The sequence below is a fragment of the Pseudomonas sp. D1HM genome (genome assembly GCF_019266105.1).
GTDB classification, from domain to species: domain Bacteria; phylum Pseudomonadota; class Gammaproteobacteria; order Pseudomonadales; family Pseudomonadaceae; genus Aquipseudomonas; species Aquipseudomonas taetrolens.
Genome location: NZ_LRMN01000008.1, coordinates 114667 through 139527 on the forward strand (window position 1 = coordinate 114667; position 24861 = coordinate 139527).

The following is a 24861-nucleotide window of genomic DNA, read 5'->3' on the forward strand; positions in this document are numbered from 1 at the left end:
GCGCCGCACCGGGACAGTCAGCGAATGCGGGCTTCGACCAGCGCCTGCTCGCGGTCGAGCTCGGCGCGCAGCTCATCCTCGGTGGGCAGAACGAGGGTGTACTTGCTGGCGAACAATTGCTCATTGCCGTGCAGCACTGAATAGCGCACCACCGAGGCATCCTTTTGTGCGCACAGGATGATGCCGACGGTGGGGCTGTCTTCGGGGCCGCGTTTGAGATCGTCGTAGAGACGCACGTACATGTCCATTTGGCCAATGTCCTGATGGGTCAGCTCGCCGCGCTTCAGGTCGAAAATCACAAAGCACTTGAGCAGGTAGTTGTAGAACACCAGATCAACGTAGAAGTCTTTGCTTTCTGTGCTGATGCGTTGCTGACGGGCAACGAACGCAAAGCCTTTGCCCAGCTCCAGCAAGAACCCTTGCAAGTGGTCGATCAGCGCTTGTTCCAGTCCCGTCTCGAACAGCCCCGCTACCGTGGGCATGCCCAGGAACTCCAGCAGCACCGGATCACGTACGAACTCACGTGGACTTCTGTTCAGCGGCTCCAGATTGGCACTCGCCTCCTGCTTGATCGCCGGGCGGTCCTGACTGACCAGAAGACGTTCGTAATACAGCGTGCCGATTTGCCGTTCCAGCGCCCGTGTTGACCAATTGAGTGTCGCGCACTCATCCATATACCACTGGCGTGCTTGAGGGTTGTCGACTCGCAGCAACGTACGGTAATGGGTCCAGCTCAATTCGGTACGCACTGCGTTCCAAATCGGGAAGGTCTGATAAAAGCTACGCATGTGCCGCAGGTTGCGCTCATCAAAGCCCTTCCCGAACTCTGCCGTCAGTGCTTTGGCCAGGGTCGGGAGCAACTGCTTGCCATAGGCGGCCCGTGCGGCACCTGCCTGCTCGTACTCGATGATGTGTCGCCCCATGTTCCAGCAGGTTTGTACCTGCAGCGTATCGACAGCACGCAGGGCTTTGTGCCGGGCCTGGCGGATCAGTTCGCTCAGGGTGCTCAGCAGTGGTGAAAGAGAGGAGTCCTGGAGGGTTGGCCGGGTCATGGTGCCTTCTGTTTCAGGTTGGGAAGGTCACCGAGGATGTCAGCAAGCGGGCACTGGCTGGGCTGGTATTGGCGTGGGAAATCTCAGCTTTGATGCCAGTAAAGTGGCTGTCTTCAAGAAAGATCACAGCTATGTAAATCGGTGCATATTGATCTGGGCTTGTAAGAGCTGGCCAGTAACGATCAAGGCCGGAATACATTGCTTCGCTGCGCTTTAGCAACCAATGACCCCGCTCACCTGCGCCCCCCGGCACAGAAAGTGCAATAACGCTGCTGGGTTCGGCTACAAATAAACAGCATGCTTCGCTTCATTTCCGGCACAGGCTATCTACCCTGTGCTTGTCCCGATTTTTTCAAAAGGTGCCGCGATGCTCGAATTACGCCCCAATTGTGAATGCTGCGATTGTGACTTGCCGCCGGAATCGCCTCTGGCGCGGATTTGCTCATTCGAGTGCACTTTTTGCGCGTCGTGCTCGGAGCAGAAACTGGGTGGTTTGTGCCCTAACTGTGGAGGAGAGCTGATGGTGCGGCCGCGCAGGCCAGGCAACAAGCTGGCCGACAATCCGCCCTCGACCGTTCGGGTGAACAAGCCTCAAGGCTGCTCCACGGGACGGGAAGGCTGATGTTCTACGCACCCTGGCAACTCAAATCCTGTGGCCACCGCAGGCTGCGATAAAGGGCTGCAAGACCTTCGCTTGTGTTCCAGAGCGGACCCAGTCCTGGCTGCCGGCGACGATTACAGGACGTTGCTGATGACCTGCCCCGGTGCGCGGGGCATCAGCTCACCGTTCAACAACCACTCCAGCGCAATCGGCCATAAGCTCTTCTGAAAACGGCTATGGAAAAACGCGAAATGACCAATGGATGTTTCGCCGATGTCTGCGGGATTTATCCGTAGATGTGTGCGAGCGCTGGCGCTGAAATAACTCAGAAGGCGCTCGATGGCCGCCACCGTACCGAAAGGATCGTCGCTCAGGCTGATGGCGAGGGTTTTAGCGTTCACGGAGGCAAAGGGCAGGGGTGTGTGACGGCGGGCGCTGGGGAGTGTTTCGTAGCGTGTGCCGAAGGCGCTCCAGTCTTTGACCACGCCCGCCGGAGTGTCTTCGAGCCAGCCCAGGCGCTTGCCCGGAAAATAGCCGCACAGGCGCGTGAGCAGCGGCATGAAGGCGTGCCACTTGGCGAGCATCTGCCAGCGTTGGTCGGGAGCATAGTCACGCCAGTGGGCAAATTGCGCGCCCACGGTCACCAGGTGGCGAATAGCCTGTCCGGACGCCGCCAGCCCCGCTGCACAGCCGCCGAAGCTGTGACCGACGACATCGGTCGGCTGGCCGGGGAATTCGCGCTGTGCGCGCTTGAGGAGGGCTTCAAAGTCCAGTGATCCCCAATCCGACCATGACGCCTCGAAGCCGCGCAGCGATCCGTGACGTGAGGCCCCGATGCCGCGATAGTCGAACAGCATCACGTCCAGGCCGTGACTGAACAGGTAATCGGCAAATCGTGCGTAGTAGCCACACCGCACCGAGGTGGCGGCGTTGATGATGACCACTGCGCGCGTGGCGTCTGGCGCAGGGTGGCGCCATTCAAAGCCGCCCAACCGATAGCCGTCAGCCGCGGACTCGGTAAACGCCCGGCTAACGGTATGTGGCAGGGCTGCGGTCAGAGGGTGTTCCGGGCGTTGCGTTCTAGCAGCAAGCGCGACGCTTCAACGTAGTCTTTCTGGAAGGCCGGGGTTTCGATCCAGGCCACAGCTCTGTCTTCGTCATCGCCATGCACGGCGATACGGTATTCGATCAACAGGCCCATCAGGAAATCCGTGGCCGGCTCTTCTTCCTCTTCCGAAATCACCAGCTCCAGCACCGGGTATTGCAAGAACACCATGCACATCGTCAGTTGGTTTTTGGCTTCAGCGGCTTTCATCGCCTGGAACAGGTCGTCGTAATCGGCCGGGTCAAAACCGTTTTCGAGGATGTCCTGAAAGTCGAACGTGCTGAGGTCGATCTTCACGTCATCGAACGGATTATCGATCAGGGAGCCCGCCGAAGGTTTGGCCGGTTTGGCTGTGCGGTTCTGCTTGGCTTTGGATTTGGCTCGCTGCGCGTTCTTTTGCTGTTTTTTGGGCGATGACATGCGATGTGTGTCCTTTGCAGGCTGAAGAGAGGATTGAACCCCATCTCTTTGCAATCGCCAAGAGAGGTGGCGCTGCGGGTATAAATCGCGCCCAACAAAAAACCCGCACTGGGCGGGTTTTTTGTTTGCTTTGAGGTGGTGTGAACACCACATCAAAACTGAATGTGGTGCCCAGAGACGGAATCGAACCGCCGACACGGGGATTTTCAATCCCCTGCTCTACCGACTGAGCTATCTGGGCAACGGGGCGCATTAGAAGCCTTTTTCGATGACCCGTCAAACACTTTTTTGAAAAATATTTAATTATTACCGTCGCTTACGGGCCAAACCCTTTAAAACCGGGATTATTCCGTTGGTGGAACATAGCCTTCGGCTTGGGCGTATTCTTCGCCGCTGAAGAACTTGTCCATTTCGCCCTGCAAATATTTGCGGTCTTCGGCGTTCATCATGTTCAAACGTTTTTCGTTGATCAGCAGGGTTTGGTGTTTTTGCCAGTCAGCCCAGGCCTTGGCCGAGACATGGTCAAAAATGTCCTGACCCTTGGCGCCAGGAAACGGAGGGCGCTCAAGCGCGGGCAGTTCTTCGTTGTACTTGCGGCAGATGATGGTGCGGGTCATGACAACTCTCCAGCGTTCAATAGGTCGGCTGCTCGTTTGAGCAGCTTCTTGACCGGGGCCGCCAGGCCCAGGCGCGGCGGGGTGGCGAGGTTATACCAGAGCCAGTCGGCCTCGGCCACGTGATGGCCGGACTCCTCGACGTGGACCAGCCACGGTTCGATGGCCAGTTGAAAATGGCTAAAAGTGTGGGTCAGGCCAGGCAGCTCGTGTTGCGTGCCTAGGGTCAGCGAGTGTTGCAGTGCCAGATGCTCGAGATCATTGAGGTCTTCCAGCTCGGGCAGGCTCCACAGGCCGCCCCACAGACCGGTCGAAGGGCGACGGTAAAGCAGGATCGCGCCTTCGGCATTGGCCAGCATGGGCATCAGTGTGCGTTTTTGCGGAATGGTTTTGCGTGGCTTGGGAATCGGGTAGCGGGTCTCAAGGCCCAGCAGGTGGGCTTCGCAGCCGCTTTCAAGCGGGCACAGCAGGCAGCTGGGTTTGCTGCGGGTACAGAGCGTGGCGCCCATGTCCATCATCGCCTGGGTGTAGGCGTTGACCCGGTCATGGGGCGTAAAGCGCTCGGCGGTGGCCCACAGCTGTTTGGCGACCTTGGGCTCGCCCGGGTAGCCCTCTTGCGCCGTGTAGCGTGCCAGCACCCGTTTGACGTTGCCATCGAGGATCGGCGCACGCAGGCCCATGCTCAGGCTGGCGATCGCGCCTGCAGTGGACAGGCCGATGCCGGGCAGCTCGACCAGCTTCTCGACATCCTGCGGGAACTCACCCGCATAGTCGGCAACCACGATTTTGGCGGTTTTCTGCAAGTTGCGGGCACGGGTGTAGTAACCGAGGCCGGTCCACAGGTGCAGCACTTCGTCTTCCGGGGCGGCGGCCAGCGCTTCAACCGTAGGCAGCGAGGCCATGAATCGGTCGAAGTAGTTCAGCACAGTGCTGACCTGGGTTTGCTGCAGCATGATTTCCGAGACCCACACCCGGTACGGGGTGATGCCCTGTTGCCAGGGCAGGTCGTGGCGGCCGTGGTGGTCATACCAATTGAGGACCGCCGTTGAAAACTGCTCATCTCTCATCGCTTGAACAACCCCCTGAGGGCGTCTTTCAGCTCGGGGCTGACTTTGTCCCCCAGTTTTTCTTCAAGTTTTTCGCTGATTTTGTTGCCTGTCACTTTGGCTGCCACCTTGCCCAGGCCGTCCTTGTCCAGACGGCAGGCCTTGGCGCCCAGCTCCAGAGGGCCGCGGCAGCGCAAAGGCAGTGCAACGCCGACGAAGTTCTTACCGACCTGGCAGGCCGGATCAGGCATGGCGCGCTGGTCGCCTTCTACGGTGATGCCGATGCGGTAATCCATGCCCAGAACACGCAGGTCGATATCGCCATCGCCTTTTACGCTCAGGCCGGGAATGCGGACCACCAGGTCCGGGTTGCTCGCCACGCCGTTACGCAAGACCAGGCTGCCCTTGAGTTCATTGAACGGCGTGTCTTTGCCGCGGGGCTCGCCGCTCAGGGTCTTGCGGTTGAGGATGGAAATGCCGCGGCACAGTTGCTGTTCGAGGTTGGCATTGAGCAATACGCCGTCATTGAGCACAAAGCTGGCGGTGCCGTTGAGGCTTTGAATCAGTGCGCTCTGGCTTTCGCCGCTGCCCGTGATGTTGCTGTTTAGGGTCAGCAGGCCGGTCACCGGTGGTTTTTTACCCTGGCTCTGCAGGATTTTTTCAACCGGCACATTGTTGATGCGGGTCTGCAGCTTGGCCAACGGCAGGATCGGCCGCACGTCCAGACTGCCATTGGCGGCGAAGCTGCCTTTGTAAAGCGTGCCGCTCAGGTTTTCGAGGGTGAGCAGCCCGGCTTTGCTATTGGCCTTGAGTCCGGCGTTTTGAATCGGCAATTTGCTCAGGGTCAGTTGGTCAAAACGGATATCGGCAACCAGGTCCAGCGCCTTGAGGCGAGTCACAGGAATGATCTTGCTGGTGCTCCAGCCGCTTTTGGTCGGCGCATCCGGCAGCGGGGTGTCGCCCGATGAAGCCAGTGCACCGGCTTCGCTGCCTTGCACTTCGGCCTGGCGTGCAGCCGTGGCGCCGGTGGCCTCTGCCGATTTGGGCGGCAAGTAACGATCAGCGTCGAACGTGTCGCCTTTGAGCTGGATACGCAAGGCTTGTTTGGCGAAGTCTTCTACGGCGATACGGCCGGTGAAGGTGCTGTCATCGACTTTCAGGTTGAGCTCGTCAAAGGCCAGGCTGGTGGGTGTACCGGACAGGCGGCTGACCATTTCGACTTTGCTCAGGCTGCCCGGCGCCATCGTTGGCAGGGTGTGGCCGATGCTGTCGAGGAACTTGGCCAGATCAAACTGGGCAATCGACAGCCCGCCGGTGATTTGCGGGGTTTTATCGAGGTTATTGGCTTTGAGTTCACCCAGGGCGCGCAACTGGTTGGCGGAAATCTTCATGCCGCTCCATTCGGCGACGTTCGCGGCCATATCAACCAGAATTTGCCCTTGGGCGGCATAAGTCATGGTTTTGCCTTGCAGCGGTTCGCCAGAAGCCTCACCCACGATCTTCAGGTCTTCGAACTGATAGCGCTTGAGAATGCGATCAAAGCGCAGCTTGCCGTCGACTTCGGTTTTAACCCGCATCACGGGTTTGTTGGTGCCCAGAAATGCGGTCAGTTTGACCGGGATACTGATGCCTTCGTGCACCGCGCCGGTGCTCAATTGAATACTCTCGGCACTGAACTGCTGGCCGCTTTGCTCATCGTTGTATTCAACCCGTGCGTTGTTGACGGTCAGGCTGTCGATATCGAGCTTGAGTGGCTGACTGATGCTGTCAGGTTTGGCGGGGGCGGCGGGCTCAGAACCGGTGGCGGCTGTAGCCTCGCTGCCGGCAATCGCCGGTGCTGGCTTGCCGATGTCCTGCCAGTTGCCGTGACCGTTTTTGTCGCGGGTCAGGCGCAGGTTCAGGCCTTCGACCCGTACATCGCTCATTTGCACTTCTTTGCGCAGGAGCGGCAGGACGCGCACAGACAGGCCGAGCATTTGCAGGTCTGCAAACGGTTGGGTCGGTGCTGTCAGGGTCGCGACGCTGGCATCGTGCAGTTCCAGACCGAGCCAGGGAAAGAGGCTCCAGCCAATGTCGCCATTGAGGGTCAGTTCAATGTGGGCTTTGTCACGGGCTATCTGGCGGATCTCGTCTTTATAGTCGTTGGGATCAAACAGGTGGCTGAGGGCAAAGCCCAGCGCCACGATGATCAGCAACAATCCGAGAAGCACCAGACCCAGGATTTTGCCGAACGCTTTCATGGGCGGATCCTTGTAGGTCTGTGTGTAAAGGGTTTTAAATTTAGCCGCTGAGTATAGCGCCACGAGGTGGCCGACTGGGGTTGGATCCTCAGAGGCTCAACGCTGCGGATCTCGGCCAGGAGCATCATCGCCGGGACGGTTCGAAAGGCCCGAAACTCAAGGGGCAAGGTAACGTGTCTGGTTGAGTGAGGTGTTCGTGGCAGTGTCAGGTCGAGGCATATTTGTCGCAAAAGACCACGTCAGTTTGGTATGTCTCCTACTTTCAGATGGTAATCTCCGCCTGTTTTCCCGGCTACCTGCGGCGCATTGTCGCGCCTGCAACTTGATCCAATAAAACGGCTGCGTCCTTTCAAGGCGCCGAAGTCGAGGGTTGAGCGTGCCTGGAGAATCTTTTCATTCATGGGGGGACATAACAATGAGTACCAGTACCGCTGCGGGCATCCCTGCCTCGCCGTCTGCGTTCCTGTCCAAGGAGCGCATCATCGCCAGGCCCGGCTTCAACCGCTGGCTGGTTCCGCCAGCCGCGCTGGCGATTCACCTGTGCATTGGCATGGCCTATGGTTTCTCGGTGTTTTGGCTGCCCTTGTCCAAGGCCTTGGGTGTGACGGCGCCGGTGGCGTGCGCACCTGACATGAGCTTTATCACGCAGGTTTTTTCATCGCAATGCGACTGGCCGATCTCGATGCTTGGCTGGATCTACACCTTGTTCTTCATCTTCCTCGGTTGCTCGGCAGCGGTGTGGGGTGGCTGGCTTGAACACGCGGGACCGCGCAAGGCGGGCCTGGTGTCGGCGCTGTGCTGGTGTGGCGGTTTGCTGATTTCGGCGCTGGGTATCTACACCCACCAGATCTGGCTGATGTGGCTGGGTTCAGGGGTGATTGGCGGTATTGGTTTGGGGTTGGGCTACATCTCGCCAGTGTCGACCCTGATCAAGTGGTTCCCGGACAAGCGCGGCATGGCCACGGGCATGGCAATCATGGGCTTCGGTGGCGGAGCAATGGTCGGTGCGCCTTTGGCGGCGGCCTTGATGGGGCATTTTGCCGGGCCGGATGGTGTCGGCGTGTGGCAGAGCTTCTTGGTGATGGCGGCGATTTACTTTGTCTTTATGGTGGGCGGCGCATTGTCGTACCGCGTGCCACCTACCGGCTGGAAGCCTGAAGGCTGGACTCCACCGGTGAAAAAAACCGCCAATGCGATGATTACTCAGCGTCATGTCCACGTGAGCGTGGCCTGGAAAACGCCGCAGTTTGCGCTGGTGTGGCTGGTGTTGTGCCTTAACGTCTCGGCCGGTATCGGCATTCTGGGCATGGCTTCGCCCCTGTTGCAGGAGGTGTTTGCGGGCAAATTGCTGGGCAACGATCTGACCTTTGGCCAACTGGATGCTGCGCAATTGGCGCAAATCGCGGCCATTGCGGCGGGCTTCACCGGCTTGCTGAGCCTGTTCAATATTGGCGGGCGGTTCTTCTGGGCCTCGTTCTCGGACTACCTGGGCCGTAAAAACACCTACTTCGTGTTCTTTGCGCTGGGGTTCGCCCTGTATGCGCTGGTGCCGAACCTGGGCCATCTGGGCAACATCTCGCTGTTCGTGGCGGCGTTCTGCATCATCCTGTCGATGTATGGCGGTGGCTTTGCCACGGTGCCGGCCTATCTGGCAGACCTGTTCGGGACGCAGATGGTGGGTGCGATTCACGGTCGCCTGCTGACCGCCTGGGCCGCGGCGGGTGTACTGGGGCCGGTCCTGGTCAACTACCTGCGCGAATACCAGTTGAGTATTGGGGTAGAGCGCGCGGCGGCATACGACATCACCCTGTATATCCTCGCGGGTCTGCTGGTGCTGGGCTTTATCTGCAATTTGCTGGTGCGTCCGGTGGCAGACAAATACTTCATGACCGACGCGCAGCTGGCCGCCGAGCAAGCTCTGGGCCACGACAAGGGCGCTGATGCCAATACATCGCTGGAGTGGAAAGCCTCGCCGGGCAGCTTGCCGTTGACCGTCGCGGCCTGGCTGGCGGTCGGCATTCCGTTGCTGTGGGGGATCTGGGTGACCGTGCAAAAGACGGCGGTGCTCTTTCATTAAGGTGTAGCGCGTATTTTTAGCCGTTGCCGAGGGGCGCAGACTCGCCCCCTTGGCAGCTGCTACGGGTTATACGTCAGCCGCCTCACCCTTAATGTTTCTGTTTGTCAGACCCGTGCCTATAATGGCCACCTTTTTCGCCCAATGATTTTGCGGAGCTGGTGATGGCCGAACGTAAGGCGTCAGTCGAGCGCGATACTCTGGAAACCCAGATTAAAGCCTCGATCAACTTGGATGGGACCGGTAAGGCCCGATTTGATATCGGTGTTCCTTTTCTTGAGCACATGCTCGACCAGATCGCCCGACACGGGCTGATCGACCTGGACATCGAGTGCAAAGGCGACCTGCATATCGACGATCACCATACGGTCGAGGATGTAGGCATCACCCTGGGCAAAGCCTTCAATCAGGCCGTTGGCGACAAAAAAGGCATGACCCGTTACGGTCACGCCTATGTGCCGCTGGACGAAGCGCTGTCGCGCGTCGTCATCGATTTCTCGGGCCGCCCTGGCCTGCAGATGCACGTGCCCTTCACCCGCGCCACCGTGGGTGGCTTTGACGTTGACCTGTTCCAGGAGTTCTTTCAGGGCTTTGTGAACCACGCCAACGTGACCTTGCACATCGACAACCTGCGCGGGCACAACACCCACCACCAGATTGAAACCGTGTTCAAGGCTTTCGGCCGCGCATTGCGCATGGCAATCACGCTTGATGAGCGCATGGCAGGGCAAATGCCATCGACCAAGGGCGTGCTCTGATGCAGACAGTGGCGGTTATCGATTACGGCATGGGTAACTTGCACTCGGTGGCCAAGGCGCTGGAACACGTCGGCGCCGGCCGTGTGCTGATAACCAGCGATGCCAGCGTGATTCGCGAAGCTGACCGCGTGGTGTTTCCCGGTGTGGGCGCGATTCGCGATTGCATGGCGGAGATCCGTCGCCTGGGCTTCGATTCGCTGGTGCGTGAAGTCAGCCAGGATCGTCCGTTTCTCGGGATTTGTGTCGGCATGCAGGCCTTGCTCGACACCAGCGAAGAGAACGGCGGGGTTGATTGCATCGGCCTGTTCCCGGGTCAGGTCAAATTCTTCGGCAAAGACCTGCACGAAGACGGCGAGCACCTGAAGGTGCCGCACATGGGATGGAACGAAGTGCAGCAAAAGGTCGATCACCCTTTGTGGCACAGCATCCCCGATCTGGCACGGTTCTACTTTGTGCACAGCTACTACATCGCCGCGGGCAATCCTCGCCAGGTGGTGGGTGGCGGGCATTACGGCGTCGACTTCGCTGCCGCGCTGGCTGAAGGCTCGCGTTTTGCCGTGCAGTTCCACCCGGAGAAGAGCCATACCCACGGCTTGCAGCTGCTGGAAAACTTCGTGGCCTGGGACGGGCGCTGGTAATGTCTGCGCGCAAGCCCAAGCCGCCTATTCTCACGCTCACCCCCGAGCAAGAGAACGAAGCCAACAGCAAGATCAAACGCTTTATGGAAGATCGCTTCGAGCTGGATCTGGGTTCGTTCGAAGCGGCTGAAATCCTTGAGCTGTTCACCCGTGAAATCGCGCCGCATTACTACAATCGCGCGATTTTCGATGTTCAAACGCACCTCAAGGAGAGGTTCGAGAGCATCGAAAGCGACCTGTGGGCACTCGAAAAGAACTGATTTCCGAGTCATTGACTCCCGAATTTTAAGGTTTGCCAGATGCTGATTATCCCCGCTATCGATCTTAAAGACGGTGCCTGTGTACGTCTGCGCCAGGGCCGTATGGAAGACTCCACAGTGTTCTCCGATGACCCGGTGAGCATGGCTGCCAAATGGGTAGAGGGCGGTTGCCGTCGTCTGCACCTGGTTGACCTCAACGGCGCCTTTGAAGGCCAGCCGGTCAATGGTGATGTGGTCACGGCCATTGCCAAGCGTTATCCGCATCTGCCGATTCAGATCGGCGGCGGGATCCGCTCGCTGGAAACCATCGAGTACTACGTCAAGGCGGGCGTGAGCTACGTGATTCTGGGCACCAAGGCGGTCAAGAACCCTGAGTTCGTTGCCGAGGCTTGCCGCGCATTCCCGGGCAAGGTCATTGTAGGTCTGGACGCCAAGGACGGTTTCGTTGCCACCGATGGCTGGGCTGAAGTCAGCACCGTGCAGGTCATCGACCTGGCCAAGCGTTTCGAAGCCGACGGCGTGTCTGCCATCGTTTATACCGACATTGCCAAAGACGGCATGATGCAGGGCTGCAACGTGAGCTTTACCGCTGCGCTGGCCGCTGCAACGACCATTCCCGTGATCGCTTCGGGCGGTATCCACAACCTGGGCGATATCAAGACGCTGATGGACGCCAAAGCACCTGGCATCATCGGTGCGATCACCGGTCGTGCGATTTACGAAGGCACGCTGGATGTGGCTGAGGCGCAAGCCTTCTGCGACAGCTACAAGGCCTGAGGAGAACGGCATGGCGCTGGCCAAACGCATCATCCCTTGCCTGGACGTGGATAACGGCCGGGTTGTGAAGGGCGTCAAGTTCGAGAATATTCGCGATGCCGGCGATCCGGTTGAAATCGCCCGCCGTTACGACGAGCAAGGGGCTGACGAGATTACCTTTCTCGACATCACCGCCAGCGTCGACGGTCGCGACACCACGTTGCATACCGTCGAACGCATGGCCAGCCAGGTGTTTATCCCGCTGACCGTGGGCGGTGGCGTGCGCTGCATCCAGGACATCCGCAACCTGCTCAATGCGGGTGCGGATAAAGTCTCGATCAATACGGCAGCGGTGTTTAACCCGGAGTTCGTGGGGGAAGCAGCGCAGCACTTTGGTTCGCAGTGCATCGTGGTCGCGATTGATGCAAAAAAGGTTTCATTGCCGGGTGAAACCCCGCGCTGGGAAATCTTTACCCACGGCGGGCGTAAGCCAACCGGGCTCGATGCTGTTGAATGGGCCATGAAAATGGAAGGCCTGGGTGCCGGTGAGATCTTGCTGACCAGCATGGATCAGGACGGCATGAAGAACGGTTTCGACCTGGGTGTGACCCGCGCCATCAGCGATGCACTGGGCATTCCGGTGATCGCTTCTGGTGGTGTCGGTAACTTGCAGCATCTGGCTGACGGCATTCTCGAAGGCCACGCCAGCGCAGTACTGGCCGCGAGTATTTTCCACTTTGGTGAATACACCGTTCCTGAAGCCAAGGCCTATATGGCCGAGCGTGGAATCGTGGTGCGCTAAACCCCCCTACTGCTGCGTGTCAGTGCCTGTTCGCAGGCACTTGCACTGCAGTGACGTCACAGCGGCCTGAGAATATCCATGCGGGGTTGCGAAGGTTCTTTTTTCAGGTTGTAAGAGACGGTGCACAGCGTCAGGGCGTTTTCTCCCGAGCTTATGATCTTGCTGTAGTAACCATCAATCAGTTGCTCTTTGGTTTGTTTGATCAAAATAAGCGAGGCATCTGTCGGGTGGTCTTTATGTGGATAAATACTTTCCCAGGGGCCGCTATCGCGTGGCCGCTCTTCATAGTCGAGCAACTCGGCATAGCCTTCGGGCGTTTTGCAGTCTGTTGATTCATACGGCCCAAACTTTATTTTGTAGTGGTCGAGCAACGGTATGTTGTGATTCCAGTGTGCGACGTATTGTTCGCGGTAGTGTCGATAGCGATCGATTTGCAATGACGGTACTTGCGGCTGTATTTCAATACGCTCGACAGTGATTATTTTCGCAGCGTCAAACTGTGCACTGGTTAAACGGTCTTCATGGGATTCGACCCCGACGATGCACAGCATGTGCAGCCCCACCTGATTATTCAGCGTGAAGTTGATGGTGGCGTCTTTGGCGCTCATGGCCTGGCTGTAATGACTGCCGTCGCGGCATGCCTTGGCATCGTGAGTGTATTTATAGCGATACAGGGGGGAGTCGACCGTGACGCCAACGTCAAAGGTGTCGGGCCCTGTTTCTTTTTCGGTCAGGCCCTTTTCAAAGACTCTCGCGGGCGGCTGTCGGGCCGGTTCGACGGCGACAGAGGTCAGCTTGTACAGGTCGCACGCGGGAGTGTCGGCTGCCAGCTTGCCCTCCACGAAGCATTGGTTGAGAAAAGACACCGGCTGGGTGTAATGGGTGTCCGGGCGCCAGTGCGCGGTATTGGCCCTGAGTTCGCAGGGGGCATTGGCCAGGCATTTGTTATCGGGGTTGGCGCCGTGGTTGTTTGCGACCACCAGGCTGATCAGCTCATTGCTGAACTTGCTCAGGACGGGGCCGCCGAGGCCGCCATGGGTTAGATCGGCACATTGATTGCCCAGTACTTTGGCGCCGACCCAGGGGTAGCTGGCGACATCGACGGGCGCCAGTTGCGTGCAGTGCATGGCATGCAGGTTACTGAACTCCGGGATGCCAAGGGTCAGGATCTCGGTGCCCGAGGGTGGTGTGCGCTGGGCAATTTTCAGTGGCTGAATGCCCTTGGCCATCAGCTCCGACAACGTGGTATCCAGTTCGATGATCGCCAGATTCAACCCGCCATCGCTTTGCCAGGCTACGCGTTTGAACTCATAACTTTTTACGTCCCCCAGTGTGTTGTCAAAGTTATTGAAGAAGAGCGTGCCCTGCATGGACGTATTGTGCCGGGTGCCGCCGGCGTAAGTGTATTCACCATAGTTCTTGGTGTTCAGGCAGCGATGGCTGGTGATGACGTAAGCAGGGGTTGTGGCTGTCGCCAGGGGTGTATTGCGCGTATCAATCAGGCTGGCAGTACAAAAGGCCGTGTTTTCTCCCCGTAGCCGGCCAATTCCCGTCCAGGTGCGGGATCGGCTCTCGGGGTGGTCCGAGAGTTTGACGATGCCCACGGGGAGGATGTCTTCCGGTCGTTCAGGCGGTGCGCCTGTTGCCGTCAGGGAAACGCTGACAAGCGTCATTAAGAGCAAGTGCTGTAATTTATTGTTCATGGGTGAACCTTGTTTTGGCGTGCTAAATGTCCTGGTCAGGACGCATAGGCCTAATAAAACAGGTTCGGAATTCTGGTTGGGGTAGTTATGTATTTTTAAAGTCTGCCCGGCCCGGATGACTGGGTGTTGCTGGTGCGTGCCGACAGCCCCATCGCCCGCCCCCCTGGATCAGTTGCGCAAAGAGGCGGTTGTGGAGAAGGTTCGCACCAAGAGTTTGCAGGCCCCCGCGTAGAGCTGCGGTTAGCGGTAAACCCCGTCTTTGCCATGCCCGGCCATGGCCTTGTTGCCGCGCAGGCCGATCATCTGTTTGATATCAATCAACTCGATGCCCCGGGCCTTGAGCCTGGGCAGTTCGCGCTCAAGCACGGCGAGGGTTTGCGGGTAGGGGTGACCGATCATCACGGCTGATCCCTGTTTGTGCGCCAGCTTGATCGCGGTGTCGAGCTGCGTGGTGATCGCCTGCTCAGTGCGCACATCGTCCAGAAACACATCCCGTGAAACGCTGGCCAGTCCGATTTTCTGTGCCTGGGCCGCGGCAACGGTTTGCGCGCTGGTTCGGCTGTCGACAAAGAGCTTGTGCCGGCGTTGCAAGTCGGCCATCAGCCAGGCCATCGCCTGTGGCTGTGAGGTCATGCGGCTGCCCATATGGTTGTTGATACCGCTGGTGTAGGGCACGGCCTTGAAGGCGGCGTTGAGGCGTTTTTCAAGTTCGTCGACAGGCAGGTCGGGGTGCCAGGCAAAAGGGCCCGTAGCCGGGTCCATAGGCATGTGCAGGATGACAATTTTGCCGGCCTTGTGGGCTTCGCGGGCAAATTCGGCAGCGTGCGGGGTGTCGGGCATGACGGCAGCGGTGACGGGGCCGGGCAGGGCCAGAACACGGCGATCACGGGGCAGGTTTTGCCCCAGGTCATCAATGATCAGGCTCAGATAAGCCTTGTGCGGTGCTGCGTCATGAGAGGCCGGCGCCGCATGGGCGACACCGGTCAGGCAGCAAAACAGGGCAAGGGCGAGAGAGAAGCGCACCTCAGTTGCCGCGCGTGATGCTCAAGCCCTTGAGCAGGCTCAGGGCCTGGCTCAGCTGGAAGTCATCGTCCTGCGGCATGGGTTTGGCTTTGGGGCCTGAGCCCGAGGGTTTGTCTGCGCCGCCGTTGCCATTGCCAAGGTGACCTTGAAGGTCAGCCTCTTTGTAGTACTCGGTGTCTTGCTCGCGAGTAATCTTGGCGCGGCTGACTTCGATGTCCGGCACGATGCCCTGGGCCTGGATCGAGCGGCCGTTCGGGGTGAAGTACAGCGCGGTGGTGATTTTCAGGGCGCGTTCATTGTTCAGGGGCAATACGGTTTGCACAGAACCTTTGCCGAAGCTGGTGGTACCCATTACCACGCCACGCTTGTGATCCTGCAAGGCGCCGGCGACGATTTCCGATGCCGAAGCACTGCCGCCGTTGATCAGCACCACCAGCGGTACGTTATCGCTGAGGTCCCGCCCGGTGGCCGAGAAGCGCAGCTCGGAGTTGGCGATGCGGCCTTTGGTATAAACAATCAGGCCTTTGCTGATGAAGTGATCGACCACTTCAACGGCCGACTGCAGCACGCCCCCCGGGTTGTTGCGCAAGTCGAGGATGACGCCCTTGAGTTTCTTGTTGCTGTTCTCGCGGCGCAGTTTGGCCAGGGCTGCAGCGACTTCTTCGCCGGTCTTGACCTGGAACTGAGTGATACGGATGTAGCCGTAGCCGTCTTCAAGCAGCTGGGCCTTGACGCTTTTGACCTGGATATTGGCGCGGGTCAGCGTCACGTCGAACGGCGTGCCGCCGTTGCGCACCAGGGTCAGGGTGATTTTCTGGCCGATCTTGCCGCGCATCAGGTCTACGGCTTCCGTCATGCTCAGGCCGCGCGTGGGCTGGCCATTGATCTTGACGATAAAGTCGCCGGCCTGGATACCGGCTTTGCTGGCCGGGGTGTCGTCAATCGGCGAGACGATTTTGATATTGCCGTCTTCGGTGCCGACTTCGATGCCCAGCCCGCCAAACTCGCCACTGGTGCTTTCCTGCAGCTCGGCGAAGTCTTCGGGGCCCAGGTACGCAGAATGCGGGTCGAGGTTGCTCAGCATGCCCTTGATGGCATTCTCCAGCAGGGTCTTGTCGTTCACGGGTTCAACATACGCGGCCTTGATCCGGTCCATGACCTCGGCAAATGTGCGCAGCTCATCCAGCGGCAGCGGTGCCTTGGTATTGGCGGCTGCCGGCTGGGCGGTTTGCTCGGCAGCAAACGCCAGTGGCGCGCCGATCACCAGGGCGATCGTCAGGGCCAGCGAGTTGAGGCGGGACAAATGCGGCATGTTGGACGAACTCCTACGTATTAAAGGTGATGGCTCATCCTTGAGCGCGACACCATTGTGCAGGATCGCTTGGGCGACCCTGCTGACGAATAGCAAAATACAATGCCGGTGTGGATTGACCACCGCTGTTACCCACAGTGGAAATCACGTCGCCGGCTTTAACGATGTCTCCGGCGGACTTGAGCAATGTTTGATTGTGGCCGTATAAGCTCAAATAGCCATTACCGTGATCCAGAATCACCAATTGGCCAGCTCCGCGCAGCCAGTCGGCAAAGACCACTCGACCGCCATGTACGGCGTGCACCTGGCTACCGGAAGACGCACTGATCATCACGCCATCCCACTTGGTACGCACATCGTCGCCACGGCTTTCACCGAAACGGGCAAGCAATCGACCATCAACAGGCCAAGGAAGTTTGCCCCGGGCCTGAGAAAAAACACCGCCGTAGGATGCACCGCCACTGGAGACCAGTGCTCCGGGGGTTGATTTGACCGGTGGACGCGGAGCGTCGCTGGCAACCGACTCAGCTTCGCGCTGGCGTTTTTTCTCGGCTTCCTGTTGGGCAATCAGGGCTTTTTGTCGCGCGGCTTCGGCTTCGCGGGCCTGGCGGGCGAGGGTCTCTTCAATGGTTTTGAGGACTTTAGCCAGGTCGGCTTGATCCTGCTGGCGAGCCTGCAACTTCTGATCGCGCTCTTTGACGTCTTTATCGAGCTTGGCCAGCACTTGCTGGCGCTCTGCGCGCACTTTGTCGAGTTCAGCACGCTGGCTGTCGAGGCTGCTTTTTTGCGTCAGCAACTGAGCCTGTTGCAGATTGATATCGGCTTCGACATTGGCTAGTTGGCGCAAGGTCTCGTTGAAGTTCTTGAGCTGCTCCAGGCGGGCCTGGCTCAGGTAGTCGTAATAGGTGAGGGTCCGGGCGAATTTCTCCGGATTCTGTTGGTTGAGCAGCATTTTCAGGTATTCCTGACGTCCGCCCTGATAGGCGGCACGGGCCTGAATCGCGATCAGGCGTTGCTGTTCAATTTTTGCGCTGTGGAGTTTTTTTTTCTCGCTATCAAGGCGCAGCAGCTCGCCTTCACTCTTTTTTAATTCTTGTTGCAGGTCTTGAACCTGCTTCTCCAGCTTGCCAATTTCGGTTTCGGTCGTGCGCAGGTCTTTCTGCACACCGGACTTTTCCTGCTGGAGTTTACCGAGGAGTTTTTTAAGCTCGCCGATATCCTGGCGCGTGGCATCCAGCTGCTGTTGAGTTTGTGCGCGCTCGTCGGCAAACGCCGGTTGGAGCAGGCATGCAAGGGTCAGGGCTATAAGGGCGCGAAGCATGGGGCGGGCGACACCTGAGGAACGGGACGGCCTAGTATGCCCGCCATCGTCGAGGATGAGAAATGGATGAAGGTGAAATTGTGGCTTCATGAACCATGCAATCCTGTAGCCGCTGTCGCAGGCTGTGATAAGGGCCAAAGGCCCTTTATGCCCGTGAACTGCTGCGCAGCCTGGCGGCAGCGGCTACACGATCGGCCTTAAGCGTCGACCAGAATGGAGGTGCCGGTCATTTCTTCAGGCTGCGGGAGGTCGAGCAATTTGAGCATGGTCGGCGCTACATCAGCCAGTACACCGCCTTCACGGACCTTGAGCGCACGTTTGCCAACGTAAATGAACGGTACGGGCTCACAAGTGTGGGCCGTGTGTGCCTGGCCGGTGGTGTCGTCGGACATTTGCTCGACGTTGCCGTGGTCTGCGGTGATCAGGGCTTCGCCGCCGACTTTGTCCAGCGCTTCAACAATGCGCCCCACGCAGACGTCCAGGCACTCAACGGCTTTGACGGCTGCATCGAAGACACCGCTGTGGCCAACCATGTCGCCGTTGGCGTAGTTGACCACGATCACGTCATAGCGCTGGTGCTCGATGGCATCGACAATCTTGTCGGTGACTTCGGGGGCGCTCATTTCCGGCTGCAGGTCGTAAGTGGCGACCTTCGGCGAAGGCACCAGGATGCGCTCTTCGCCCGGGAACGGTTCTTCACGCCCGCCCGAGAAGAAGAACGTCACGTGGGCATATTTTTCGGTTTCGGCAATGCGCAGCTGGGTTTTGCCGTTTTTGGCCAGGTAATCGCCAAGGACGTTTTCCAGGCTGCCGGGTGCGAAGGCGCTCGGGGCAGGGATGCTGGCAGCGTACTGGGTCAGCATCACAAAGCCGGCCAGTTTCGGTTGCCGGGCGCGCTCGAATTCGTTGAAGCCGTCCTCTACAAAGACGCGGCTCAGCTCGCGGGCGCGGTCGGCACGGAAGTTCATGAAGACCACGGCATCGCCGTCCTCGACCTTCACCGGTTCGCCAATGGTGGTGGCTTTGACGAATTCGTCGCTTTCGCCACGGGCATAGGCGGCTTCGAGGCCTTCCTGGGCTGTGGCGGCGTTGAATTCCCCTTTGCCGTCGACGATCAGGTTGTAGGCCTGGGCTACGCGGTCCCAGCGGTTGTCACGGTCCATCGCAAAGTAGCGGCCAATCAGGCTGGCGATACGACCTTTGCCCAGCGCCTGGAAGGCCGCGTCCAGCAATTCGATGGATGACGCGGCGCTTTTTGGCGGCGTGTCACGGCCATCGAGGAAGGCGTGCAGGTAGATTTTTTCGGCACCGCGCTTGAAGGCCAGCTCGGCCATGGCCACGAGGTGGTCCTGGTGGCTGTGAACGCCTCCTTCAGACAGCAAACCCATGATGTGCACGGCTTTGCCGGCAGCGACGGCCTTGTCGACTGCGGCGCAAATGGTCGGGTTCTCGAAGAATTCGCCATCACGGATCGATTTAGTGACGCGGGTAAAATCCTGATACACCACGCGGCCGGCGCCGAGGTTCATGTGGCCTACCTCGGAGTTACCCATCTGGCCGTCCGGCAAGCCGACATCCATGCCTGAACCTGAGATCAGGCCGTTTGGCATGCTCGCGCAAAGACGATCGAGCACCGGTTTCTTGGCCGCATACACGGCGTTGTATTCGTGGCTTTCACTGTGACCGAAGCCATCCAGGATGATCAGGACCAAAGGTTTAGGCGTGGTAGTCATAGATCCCACTCGTGGCTGGTTTAATAGAAGGTATGAAGAGGACGGGCAGTTTAAAGCGAAGTTCAGGTGACGTCACCGCCGGGCGGGGTTTGGCCGACCAAGGCGGCTGTGTATACTGGCCCACATTTTACGACCCTGGAACCTTCTGATGGTTGAGCACCTGATTGCATTTGCCACTTCTCACTACCTGCTTGTAGGCGCGTTTGTCATCCTCCTGGCGATGTTGATCGCCCATGAGATGAGCCGTGGCGGTCGTAGCATCAGCACCGGCGAACTGACCGGCCTGGTCAATCGCGACGAAGGTGTGGTGATTGATATTCGTCCGGCCAAAGACTTCGCCGCCGGCCACATTGTGGGTGCGTTGAACATCCCGCAAGACAAGCTGATGGCGCGCATCGCCGAGCTGGACAAGCACAAGGGCAAAACCATTATTCTGGTTGACGCTCAAGGCCAGCATTCGGGCGGCCACGCTCGCGAGCTGCTCAAGGCCGGTCACAACGCGGCCAAGTTGTCCGGCGGGATTTCCAGCTGGCGCGCCGATAACCTGCCAGTGGTGAAGTAAGTATGTCCAAGGTCATCGTTTACTCCAGCGACTATTGCCCTTACTGCATGCGAGCCAAGGCTCTGCTTGAGCAAAAGGGTGTTGCCTTCGATGAAATAAAGGTCGACGGCAAGCCCCAGGTACGCGCTGACATGGCGCAGAAAGCAGGCCGCACGTCGGTCCCGCAGATCTGGATCGGTTCGTTCCATGTCGGGGGTTGCGATGACCTGTTTGCTCTGGATCGTGCAGGTAAACTGGATGCGTTGCTTAACGTCTGACCCTGAAACCTTAAAAGCCCTGAAGATCAACAAGGATCTGTGATGACTGACCAACAGAACACCGCTGCCGCCAGCGCTGAAGAAACTGCTCCACAATTCTCCTTGCAGCGCATCTATGTGCGTGACCTGTCGTTCGAAGCGCCAAAAAGCCCGGCGATCTTCCGTCAGCAGTGGGAGCCGAGCGTTGGCCTGGACCTCAACACCCGCCAAAAGCCACTGGAAGACGACTTCCACGAAGTGGTTCTGACCTTGTCGGTTACCGTAAAAAACGGCGACGAAGTGGCGTTTATTGCTGAAGTTCAGCAGGCCGGCATCTTCCTGATCAAGAATCTTGATCCAGCGTCGATGAACCACACCCTGGGCGCGTTCTGCCCGAACATTCTGTTCCCGTATGCGCGTGAAACCCTGGACAGCCTGGTAACCCGCGGCTCGTTCCCTGCGTTGATGCTGGCTCCGGTGAACTTCGATGCCCTGTACGCGCAAGAGCTGCAGCGCATGCAGGAAGAAGGCGCACCGACTGTTCAATAAATAGTCGATGCACAAAAAAAGCGCCGTCAAGGCGCTTTTTTTTGGGCGGGCGTAAGTCGCGCTCTTCTGTAGTCGCCGCCTGCGGCAGTGGCTACAAAAGGAGAGGTTACTTGAAGCCCAGTTGACGCCAGCCCTCATACACGGCGACAGCCACGGTGTTCGACAGGTTCAGGCTGCGGCAGCCTTCGCGCATCGGCAGGCGCAGGCGCTGTTCACCGGGGAGGGCGTCGAGCACTTCTGGCGGCAGGCCGCGGCTTTCAGGGCCGAAGATAAAAGCGTCACCTTCGGCAAAGGCGGCATCGTGGAACGGTCGTGAGCCTTTAGTCGTGAAGGCGAACAGGCGCGGGTGGCCCAGGCTTTCAAGGCAGCTGGCAAGGTCGGCATGGCGCTTGAGCGGTGCATACTCGTGGTAGTCGAGTCCCGCCCGGCGCAAGCGCTTGTCGTCAAGCTCAAAGCCGATGGGCTCAATCAAATGCAGGTGGCAGCCGCTGTTGGCGCACAGCCTGATAACGTTGCCGGTATTCGGCGGAATTTCTGGTTGGAAAAGGATGACGTGAAACATGCACGGCTCCGAACTTAAAGATAGGCAGCATTCTACGCCTGAAGAGGACCCGAGACCGAAACTATGGCCACGTGTTTTAGGTTCGTTGGCGATTGTCGGTCTGATGGTGGGCATGATGATCGGGCGATTGACCCAACCCGACCCCATTGAACTGCAACAGGTGGAGGTGCTGCCGGGGGCTTTGGTGGTGTGGTTCAGTGCTGAGCCCAAGCTTCATGGTGAGTGGGTCGACGGCACATTGGGGCTGTTGTTTGATGCACGGGCCAAGCCGCAACACGGTCAGTTCCAGCTTAACGGCAAGGCGCTGAACTGGCGGGTTCGGGGGACTGATGGCGGGTTGCTGCTGACGGTGGTGGCGGCCCGTGCCTTGCGGGGCGACTGGGCCGGCGCGCCGCAGGATGGGCGCTGGCGGTTGCAGGTGAATCTGCAAGAACAATAAAAGAGGGAATTCCGGCCTGCCTGTACCGGGTTCCCCAAAAGCGGGGTGCGCCTTGATGCAAGGGGCATCAAGGCTGCGGGTGTAAAAGTGGGGAGTCTTGACCTGCCTGTATCAAGGTCCCCTAAAGCGGTGTTGCCTGATAAGGGTTATTGCAGGGCACGTGCCAGTTTTTGATTTTTGACGGATTTTTTATCGCTCATACGCAAAAGCCCCGGATTCCGGGGCTTTTGCGTTTAGGGTCATAACTTGGCTGAAAGTACTGTGCCAGAGCTTCGCACGCTAATAGTGCGTGTTGCTTGAGCGTGGTGCGTCTGCCTTAAGCCTCGTCGCTGTCATCCTCGTCGCCATCGACCTTCATTCCCAGCTCTTTGATCTTGCGGGTCAAGGTGTTGCGGCCCCAGCCCAACAGCACGGCCGCATCACGGCGGCGGCCTGCGGTGTGCTTGAGGGCTGTCTCGATCATGATCCGTTCAAAGGTAGGTACGGCGCTGTCGAGCAGGTTCGACTGGCCGCGGCCAAGGGCCTGGTCGGCCCATTGGCGAAGGGCTTGTTCCCAATTTGTAATGGGAGACGCGTCCTGTTGCAGGTTCAACAGTTCGGGCGGCAAGTCACTGATGTGCACTTCACGGCCCGAAGCCATCACCGTAATCCAGCGGCAGGTGTTTTCCAGCTGACGCACGTTGCCCGGCCACGGCAGGTTCTTCAGATACTGCTCGGTCTCGGTTTTTAACAGTTTGGGCTCGACGGACAGTTCTTGTGCAGCGCTGCTGAGGAAGTGCCGGGTCAGGGTCGGGATGTCTTCACGACGGTCCGACAGACGCGGGATATGGATGCGGATCACGTTCAGGCGATGGAACAAGTCTTCACGGAACTTGCCGGCTTGCACCAGGGTTTCGAGGTTCTGGTGCGTGGCGGCAATGATGCGCACATCGACCTTGACCGGGGTGTGCCCACCGACCCGATAGAATTCACCGTCCGCCAGTACCCGCAGCAGACGGGTCTGGGTGTCAGCGGGCATGTCGCCGATTTCATCCAGGAACAACGTCCCGCCATCGGCTTGCTCGAAACGGCCGCGACGCAAGTTGGCGGCGCCAGTGAACGCGCCCTTTTCATGACCGAACAGCTCGGACTCCATCAGGTCCTTGGGGATCGCCGCCATGTTCAAGGCAATGAACGGTGATGCCGCACGCGGGCTGTGGCGGTGCAGAGCGTGGGCGACCAGCTCTTTACCGGTGCCTGACTCGCCGTTGATCAGCACGGTGATGTTGGAGTGGCTCAGGCGGCCAATGGCACGAAACACCTCTTGCATCGCCGGGGCTTCACCGATGATTTCGGGCGTGCGGGCGAGTATCGGTGTCACATCCAGGCCTTGTTGTTCCTGGGCATGCTGATTGGCACGCTTGACCAGTGACACCGCTTCATCGACATCGAACGGCTTGGGCAGGTATTCGAATGCGCCGCCCTGGTAAGACGCCACCGCGCTGTCCAGGTCCGAGTGGGCGGTCATGATGATCACCGGCAGGCGCGGGTGCTGCTCGCGAATCTTTGCCAGCAAGTCCAGGCCGCTGGAGCCGGGCATGCGAATGTCAGAAATGATCACGTCAGGCTGCTGGCGAGCCAGGCGGCTCATCACTCCATCGGCGCTGTCGAAGCTTTGTGTGGTCATGCCTTCCTGCTGCAAGGCTTTTTCCAGAACCCAACGGATTGAACGGTCGTCGTCGACGATCCACACGGTTTCACTTCGGCTCATGTCGATGCGGCTCCTTGTTCCAGTGGTAGAAAGATCGAGAAGAGTGTGTGGCCGGCGTGGCTTTCACACTCGATCAACCCCTGGTGCTGACTAATGATGTTTTGGGTGATGGCAAGGCCCAGCCCGGTGCCGTCAGGGCGGCCGCTGACCATCGGAAAAAACAGGGTGTCCTGCAGCTCGGCCGGTATGCCTGGCCCGTTATCGATGATTTCTATTTTCGTCACCAATCGATGACGAATATGGCCAATGGTGAACTGGCGCATGGCGCGGGTGCGCAGCGTGATGCGTCCCAGGCGCAGCTCGTTCTGGCTGCTGATGGCCTGCATGGCGTTACGCACGATATTGAGCACGGCCTGAATCATCTGCTCACGGTCGATCAGCAAGTCGGGCAGGCTCGGGTCGTAGTCACGCACCAGCGTGATGCTGCCTTGCGTCTCGGCTTCAACCAGATTGCACACGCGCTCGAGGACTTCGTGAACATTGGTCATGGCCAGCGAAGGCAGTTTATTTGAGCCCAGCATGCGATCGACCAGATTACGCAGGCGGTCGGCTTCTTCGATGATGACATTGGTGTAGTCGCGCAGGCTTTCATCGGGCAACTGCCGCGCCAGCAGCTGCGCCGCGCCGCGAATACCGCCCAGCGGGTTTTTGATTTCATGGGCCAGGCCGCGCACCAGCATCTTGCTGGTTTCCTGCTTGGACAACTGGGCTTCTTCCTTGGTGATGCGCAGCAGTCGGTCGCGAGGGTGAACCTCGAGCAGCAGCAGGGTGTTGCCATTGCTCAGAATCGGCGTAACGGCGTAATCCACTGTCAGGGATTGGCCGGTGAGCGAGGTCAGCATGGCTTCGCGCTTGGTAAACGGATGGGCTTGCTCAACAGCCTGGCGCAATGAGTGCAATGCTTCGGTGGACTCAGTGAACAGCTCGCTGATGAATTGCCCATGACTGCGTTGACCGCTAATAGCCAGCAGCATTTCCGCCGCAGGGTTCATGTACTCAAGCCGCAAGTCGGCATTGAGCAAAAGCGTGGCGGTGGTCAGGTTGTCGAGTAGCAGACGGTGCAGGGCATCACTGATGGTCATGGGGCGATCCCGAATTGCATGCGCGGGTGAGGCGCTGGTGCAAGGAAAATGCAAAAACCAAACCAAAGCTCCGAAAAGAAGCGCGAATCACCTGAAATAGGCGCCTTGAGCCCGATTCAATGGCGTCGTAGCCTCGCCATCGAGACGTTTTGAACCAAAGTGGGGTGGTCAGTTAATATTTAAGCAGCGATTGCACCAATATAGTGCAAATTAGATGAAAGGT

At 58.8% G+C, this 24861-nt stretch carries 25 protein-coding genes and 1 tRNA gene; 11 read left to right on the top strand and 15 right to left on the bottom strand.

Annotation, left to right across the window (positions count from 1 at the left end):
- Window positions 1-17 precede the first annotated feature (17 nt).
- On the bottom strand, window positions 18-1052 hold the full coding sequence (locus AWM69_RS12355) for a YhcG family protein (RefSeq protein WP_131654811.1): 1035 nt from the start codon (window positions 1050-1052) through the stop codon (window positions 18-20).
- Between the two features lie 367 nt (window positions 1053-1419).
- Between AWM69_RS12355 and AWM69_RS12360 the strand changes: the two genes are divergently transcribed.
- Window positions 1420-1674 (top strand): DUF1272 domain-containing protein, encoded by a 255-nt coding sequence (locus AWM69_RS12360; protein WP_074703066.1) that lies wholly within the window; start codon window positions 1420-1422, stop codon window positions 1672-1674.
- A gap of 113 nt (window positions 1675-1787) precedes the next feature.
- On the opposite strand, the gene AWM69_RS12365 is transcribed toward AWM69_RS12360, so the two are convergent.
- The 6 genes from AWM69_RS12365 to AWM69_RS12390 form a co-directional block, all read right to left on the bottom strand.
- Entirely contained in the window at window positions 1788-2645 is an 858-nt protein-coding gene (locus AWM69_RS12365; RefSeq protein WP_131654810.1) for an alpha/beta fold hydrolase, read from the bottom strand.
- A gap of 62 nt (window positions 2646-2707) precedes the next feature.
- Window positions 2708-3178 (bottom strand): hypothetical protein, encoded by a 471-nt coding sequence (locus AWM69_RS12370; RefSeq protein WP_218726979.1) that lies wholly within the window; start codon window positions 3176-3178, stop codon window positions 2708-2710.
- Between the two features lie 165 nt (window positions 3179-3343).
- Window positions 3344-3419 (bottom strand) — tRNA-Phe (locus AWM69_RS12375).
- 103 nt (window positions 3420-3522) lie between these two features.
- Window positions 3523-3795 (bottom strand): oxidative damage protection protein, encoded by a 273-nt coding sequence (locus AWM69_RS12380; protein WP_131654780.1) that lies wholly within the window; start codon window positions 3793-3795, stop codon window positions 3523-3525.
- Window positions 3792-4859: an A/G-specific adenine glycosylase gene (mutY, locus tag AWM69_RS12385; RefSeq protein ID WP_218726980.1), complete on the bottom strand. Its 1068-nt coding sequence runs from the start codon at window positions 4857-4859 to the stop codon at window positions 3792-3794. Before mutY ends, AWM69_RS12380 begins: the two co-directional genes overlap by 4 nt.
- Window positions 4856-7078 (bottom strand): AsmA family protein, encoded by a 2223-nt coding sequence (locus tag AWM69_RS12390; protein ID WP_218726982.1) that lies wholly within the window; start codon window positions 7076-7078, stop codon window positions 4856-4858. The genes mutY and AWM69_RS12390 overlap by 4 nt, the downstream gene beginning before the upstream one ends.
- 415 nt (window positions 7079-7493) lie before the next feature.
- Between AWM69_RS12390 and AWM69_RS12395 the strand changes: the two genes are divergently transcribed.
- The 6 genes from AWM69_RS12395 (at window position 7494) to hisF (ending at window position 12366) form a co-directional block, all read left to right on the top strand.
- On the top strand, window positions 7494-9155 hold the full coding sequence (locus tag AWM69_RS12395; RefSeq protein WP_131654777.1) for an OFA family MFS transporter: 1662 nt from the start codon (window positions 7494-7496) through the stop codon (window positions 9153-9155).
- Window positions 9156-9316: 161 nt separating this feature from the next.
- A complete protein-coding gene (gene hisB / locus AWM69_RS12400; RefSeq protein ID WP_131654776.1) occupies window positions 9317-9910 on the top strand; it encodes an imidazoleglycerol-phosphate dehydratase HisB in 594 nt (197 codons plus the stop codon).
- On the top strand, window positions 9910-10548 hold the full coding sequence (hisH, locus tag AWM69_RS12405) for an imidazole glycerol phosphate synthase subunit HisH (RefSeq protein ID WP_048383947.1): 639 nt from the start codon (window positions 9910-9912) through the stop codon (window positions 10546-10548). The genes hisB and hisH overlap by 1 nt, the downstream gene beginning before the upstream one ends.
- Complete coding sequence (locus AWM69_RS12410; protein ID WP_048383952.1) at window positions 10548-10808, top strand: DUF2164 domain-containing protein; 261 nt, start codon at window positions 10548-10550, stop codon at window positions 10806-10808. Before hisH ends, AWM69_RS12410 begins: the two co-directional genes overlap by 1 nt.
- 39 nt (window positions 10809-10847) lie before the next feature.
- Entirely contained in the window at window positions 10848-11585 is a 738-nt protein-coding gene (gene hisA / locus AWM69_RS12415; protein WP_048383954.1) for a 1-(5-phosphoribosyl)-5-[(5-phosphoribosylamino)methylideneamino]imidazole-4-carboxamide isomerase, read from the top strand.
- Between the two features lie 10 nt (window positions 11586-11595).
- Window positions 11596-12366: an imidazole glycerol phosphate synthase subunit HisF gene (hisF, locus tag AWM69_RS12420; RefSeq protein ID WP_048383956.1), complete on the top strand. Its 771-nt coding sequence runs from the start codon at window positions 11596-11598 to the stop codon at window positions 12364-12366.
- Between the two features lie 56 nt (window positions 12367-12422).
- Here hisF and AWM69_RS12425 read toward each other — a convergent pair whose 3' ends face one another.
- The 5 genes from AWM69_RS12425 to gpmI form a co-directional block, all read right to left on the bottom strand.
- Entirely contained in the window at window positions 12423-14069 is a 1647-nt protein-coding gene (locus tag AWM69_RS12425; RefSeq protein ID WP_218726983.1) for a hypothetical protein, read from the bottom strand.
- 240 nt (window positions 14070-14309) lie between these two features.
- Window positions 14310-15092, bottom strand: a complete 783-nt coding sequence (locus AWM69_RS12430) for a divergent polysaccharide deacetylase family protein (RefSeq protein WP_218726985.1) — start codon at window positions 15090-15092, stop codon at window positions 14310-14312.
- 1 nt (window position 15093) lies between these two features.
- Window positions 15094-16404: a S41 family peptidase gene (locus AWM69_RS12435; RefSeq protein ID WP_131654773.1), complete on the bottom strand. Its 1311-nt coding sequence runs from the start codon at window positions 16402-16404 to the stop codon at window positions 15094-15096.
- 34 nt (window positions 16405-16438) lie between these two features.
- Entirely contained in the window at window positions 16439-17725 is a 1287-nt protein-coding gene (locus AWM69_RS12440) for a murein hydrolase activator EnvC (RefSeq protein ID WP_131654772.1), read from the bottom strand.
- 197 nt (window positions 17726-17922) lie between these two features.
- Entirely contained in the window at window positions 17923-19458 is a 1536-nt protein-coding gene (gene gpmI / locus AWM69_RS12445; protein ID WP_131654771.1) for a 2,3-bisphosphoglycerate-independent phosphoglycerate mutase, read from the bottom strand.
- Window positions 19459-19606: 148 nt separating this feature from the next.
- Between gpmI and AWM69_RS12450 the strand changes: the two genes are divergently transcribed.
- From AWM69_RS12450 to secB, 3 genes are read left to right on the top strand one after another with little or no spacing between them, the layout of a single operon-like run.
- Window positions 19607-20020 (top strand): rhodanese-like domain-containing protein, encoded by a 414-nt coding sequence (locus tag AWM69_RS12450; RefSeq protein ID WP_048383969.1) that lies wholly within the window; start codon window positions 19607-19609, stop codon window positions 20018-20020.
- Window positions 20021-20022: 2 nt separating this feature from the next.
- Window positions 20023-20277, top strand: a complete 255-nt coding sequence (grxC, locus tag AWM69_RS12455; RefSeq protein ID WP_048383971.1) for a glutaredoxin 3 — start codon at window positions 20023-20025, stop codon at window positions 20275-20277.
- Window positions 20278-20319: 42 nt separating this feature from the next.
- The gene (gene secB, locus AWM69_RS12460; protein ID WP_131654770.1) at window positions 20320-20805 is read left to right on the top strand and encodes a protein-export chaperone SecB; all 486 of its coding nucleotides are present in this window, start codon (window positions 20320-20322) and stop codon (window positions 20803-20805) included.
- A 106-nt stretch (window positions 20806-20911) separates the two neighbouring features.
- On the opposite strand, the gene AWM69_RS12465 is transcribed toward secB, so the two are convergent.
- Window positions 20912-21367, bottom strand: a complete 456-nt coding sequence (locus AWM69_RS12465) for a tRNA (cytidine(34)-2'-O)-methyltransferase (protein WP_048383975.1) — start codon at window positions 21365-21367, stop codon at window positions 20912-20914.
- Here AWM69_RS12465 and AWM69_RS12470 point away from each other — a divergent pair.
- Window positions 21366-21806 (top strand): hypothetical protein, encoded by a 441-nt coding sequence (locus AWM69_RS12470; protein WP_131654769.1) that lies wholly within the window; start codon window positions 21366-21368, stop codon window positions 21804-21806. The two genes, AWM69_RS12465 and AWM69_RS12470, sit on opposite strands and share 2 nt — an antisense overlap.
- Before the next feature lie 316 nt (window positions 21807-22122).
- On the opposite strand, the gene ntrC is transcribed toward AWM69_RS12470, so the two are convergent.
- Both ntrC and glnL read right to left on the bottom strand, forming a co-directional pair.
- Window positions 22123-23556: a nitrogen regulation protein NR(I) gene (gene ntrC, locus AWM69_RS12475; protein WP_131654768.1), complete on the bottom strand. Its 1434-nt coding sequence runs from the start codon at window positions 23554-23556 to the stop codon at window positions 22123-22125.
- The gene (gene glnL / locus AWM69_RS12480) at window positions 23553-24638 is read right to left on the bottom strand and encodes a nitrogen regulation protein NR(II) (protein WP_048383981.1); all 1086 of its coding nucleotides are present in this window, start codon (window positions 24636-24638) and stop codon (window positions 23553-23555) included. The genes ntrC and glnL overlap by 4 nt, the downstream gene beginning before the upstream one ends.
- Window positions 24639-24861 lie beyond the last annotated feature (223 nt).

Bases quoted from the DNA above. Each gene is read 5' to 3' on its own strand.
- AWM69_RS12390 (WP_218726982.1), bottom strand. From the start codon at position 7,078: ATGAAAGCGTTCGGCAAAATCCTGGGTCTGGTGCTTCTCGGATTGTTG.
- AWM69_RS12370 (WP_218726979.1), bottom strand. From the start codon at position 3,178: ATGTCATCGCCCAAAAAACAGCAAAAGAACGCGCAGCGAGCCAAATCC.
- hisB (WP_131654776.1), top strand. From the start codon at position 9,317: ATGGCCGAACGTAAGGCGTCAGTCGAGCGCGATACTCTGGAAACCCAG.
- glnL (WP_048383981.1), bottom strand. From the start codon at position 24,638: ATGACCATCAGTGATGCCCTGCACCGTCTGCTACTCGACAACCTGACC.
- AWM69_RS12360 (WP_074703066.1), top strand. From the start codon at position 1,420: ATGCTCGAATTACGCCCCAATTGTGAATGCTGCGATTGTGACTTGCCG.
- AWM69_RS12395 (WP_131654777.1), top strand. From the start codon at position 7,494: ATGAGTACCAGTACCGCTGCGGGCATCCCTGCCTCGCCGTCTGCGTTC.
- grxC (WP_048383971.1), top strand. From the start codon at position 20,023: ATGTCCAAGGTCATCGTTTACTCCAGCGACTATTGCCCTTACTGCATG.
- hisF (WP_048383956.1), top strand. From the start codon at position 11,596: ATGGCGCTGGCCAAACGCATCATCCCTTGCCTGGACGTGGATAACGGC.
- mutY (WP_218726980.1), bottom strand. From the start codon at position 4,859: ATGAGAGATGAGCAGTTTTCAACGGCGGTCCTCAATTGGTATGACCAC.
- AWM69_RS12450 (WP_048383969.1), top strand. From the start codon at position 19,607: ATGGTTGAGCACCTGATTGCATTTGCCACTTCTCACTACCTGCTTGTA.
- AWM69_RS12435 (WP_131654773.1), bottom strand. From the start codon at position 16,404: ATGCCGCATTTGTCCCGCCTCAACTCGCTGGCCCTGACGATCGCCCTG.
- hisH (WP_048383947.1), top strand. From the start codon at position 9,910: ATGCAGACAGTGGCGGTTATCGATTACGGCATGGGTAACTTGCACTCG.
- gpmI (WP_131654771.1), bottom strand. From the start codon at position 19,458: ATGACTACCACGCCTAAACCTTTGGTCCTGATCATCCTGGATGGCTTC.
- AWM69_RS12410 (WP_048383952.1), top strand. From the start codon at position 10,548: ATGTCTGCGCGCAAGCCCAAGCCGCCTATTCTCACGCTCACCCCCGAG.
- AWM69_RS12440 (WP_131654772.1), bottom strand. From the start codon at position 17,725: ATGCTTCGCGCCCTTATAGCCCTGACCCTTGCATGCCTGCTCCAACCG.
- AWM69_RS12355 (WP_131654811.1), bottom strand. From the start codon at position 1,052: ATGACCCGGCCAACCCTCCAGGACTCCTCTCTTTCACCACTGCTGAGC.
- AWM69_RS12470 (WP_131654769.1), top strand. From the start codon at position 21,366: ATGCACGGCTCCGAACTTAAAGATAGGCAGCATTCTACGCCTGAAGAG.
- AWM69_RS12380 (WP_131654780.1), bottom strand. From the start codon at position 3,795: ATGACCCGCACCATCATCTGCCGCAAGTACAACGAAGAACTGCCCGCG.
- hisA (WP_048383954.1), top strand. From the start codon at position 10,848: ATGCTGATTATCCCCGCTATCGATCTTAAAGACGGTGCCTGTGTACGT.
- ntrC (WP_131654768.1), bottom strand. From the start codon at position 23,556: ATGAGCCGAAGTGAAACCGTGTGGATCGTCGACGACGACCGTTCAATC.
- secB (WP_131654770.1), top strand. From the start codon at position 20,320: ATGACTGACCAACAGAACACCGCTGCCGCCAGCGCTGAAGAAACTGCT.
- AWM69_RS12425 (WP_218726983.1), bottom strand. From the start codon at position 14,069: ATGAACAATAAATTACAGCACTTGCTCTTAATGACGCTTGTCAGCGTT.
- AWM69_RS12465 (WP_048383975.1), bottom strand. From the start codon at position 21,367: ATGTTTCACGTCATCCTTTTCCAACCAGAAATTCCGCCGAATACCGGC.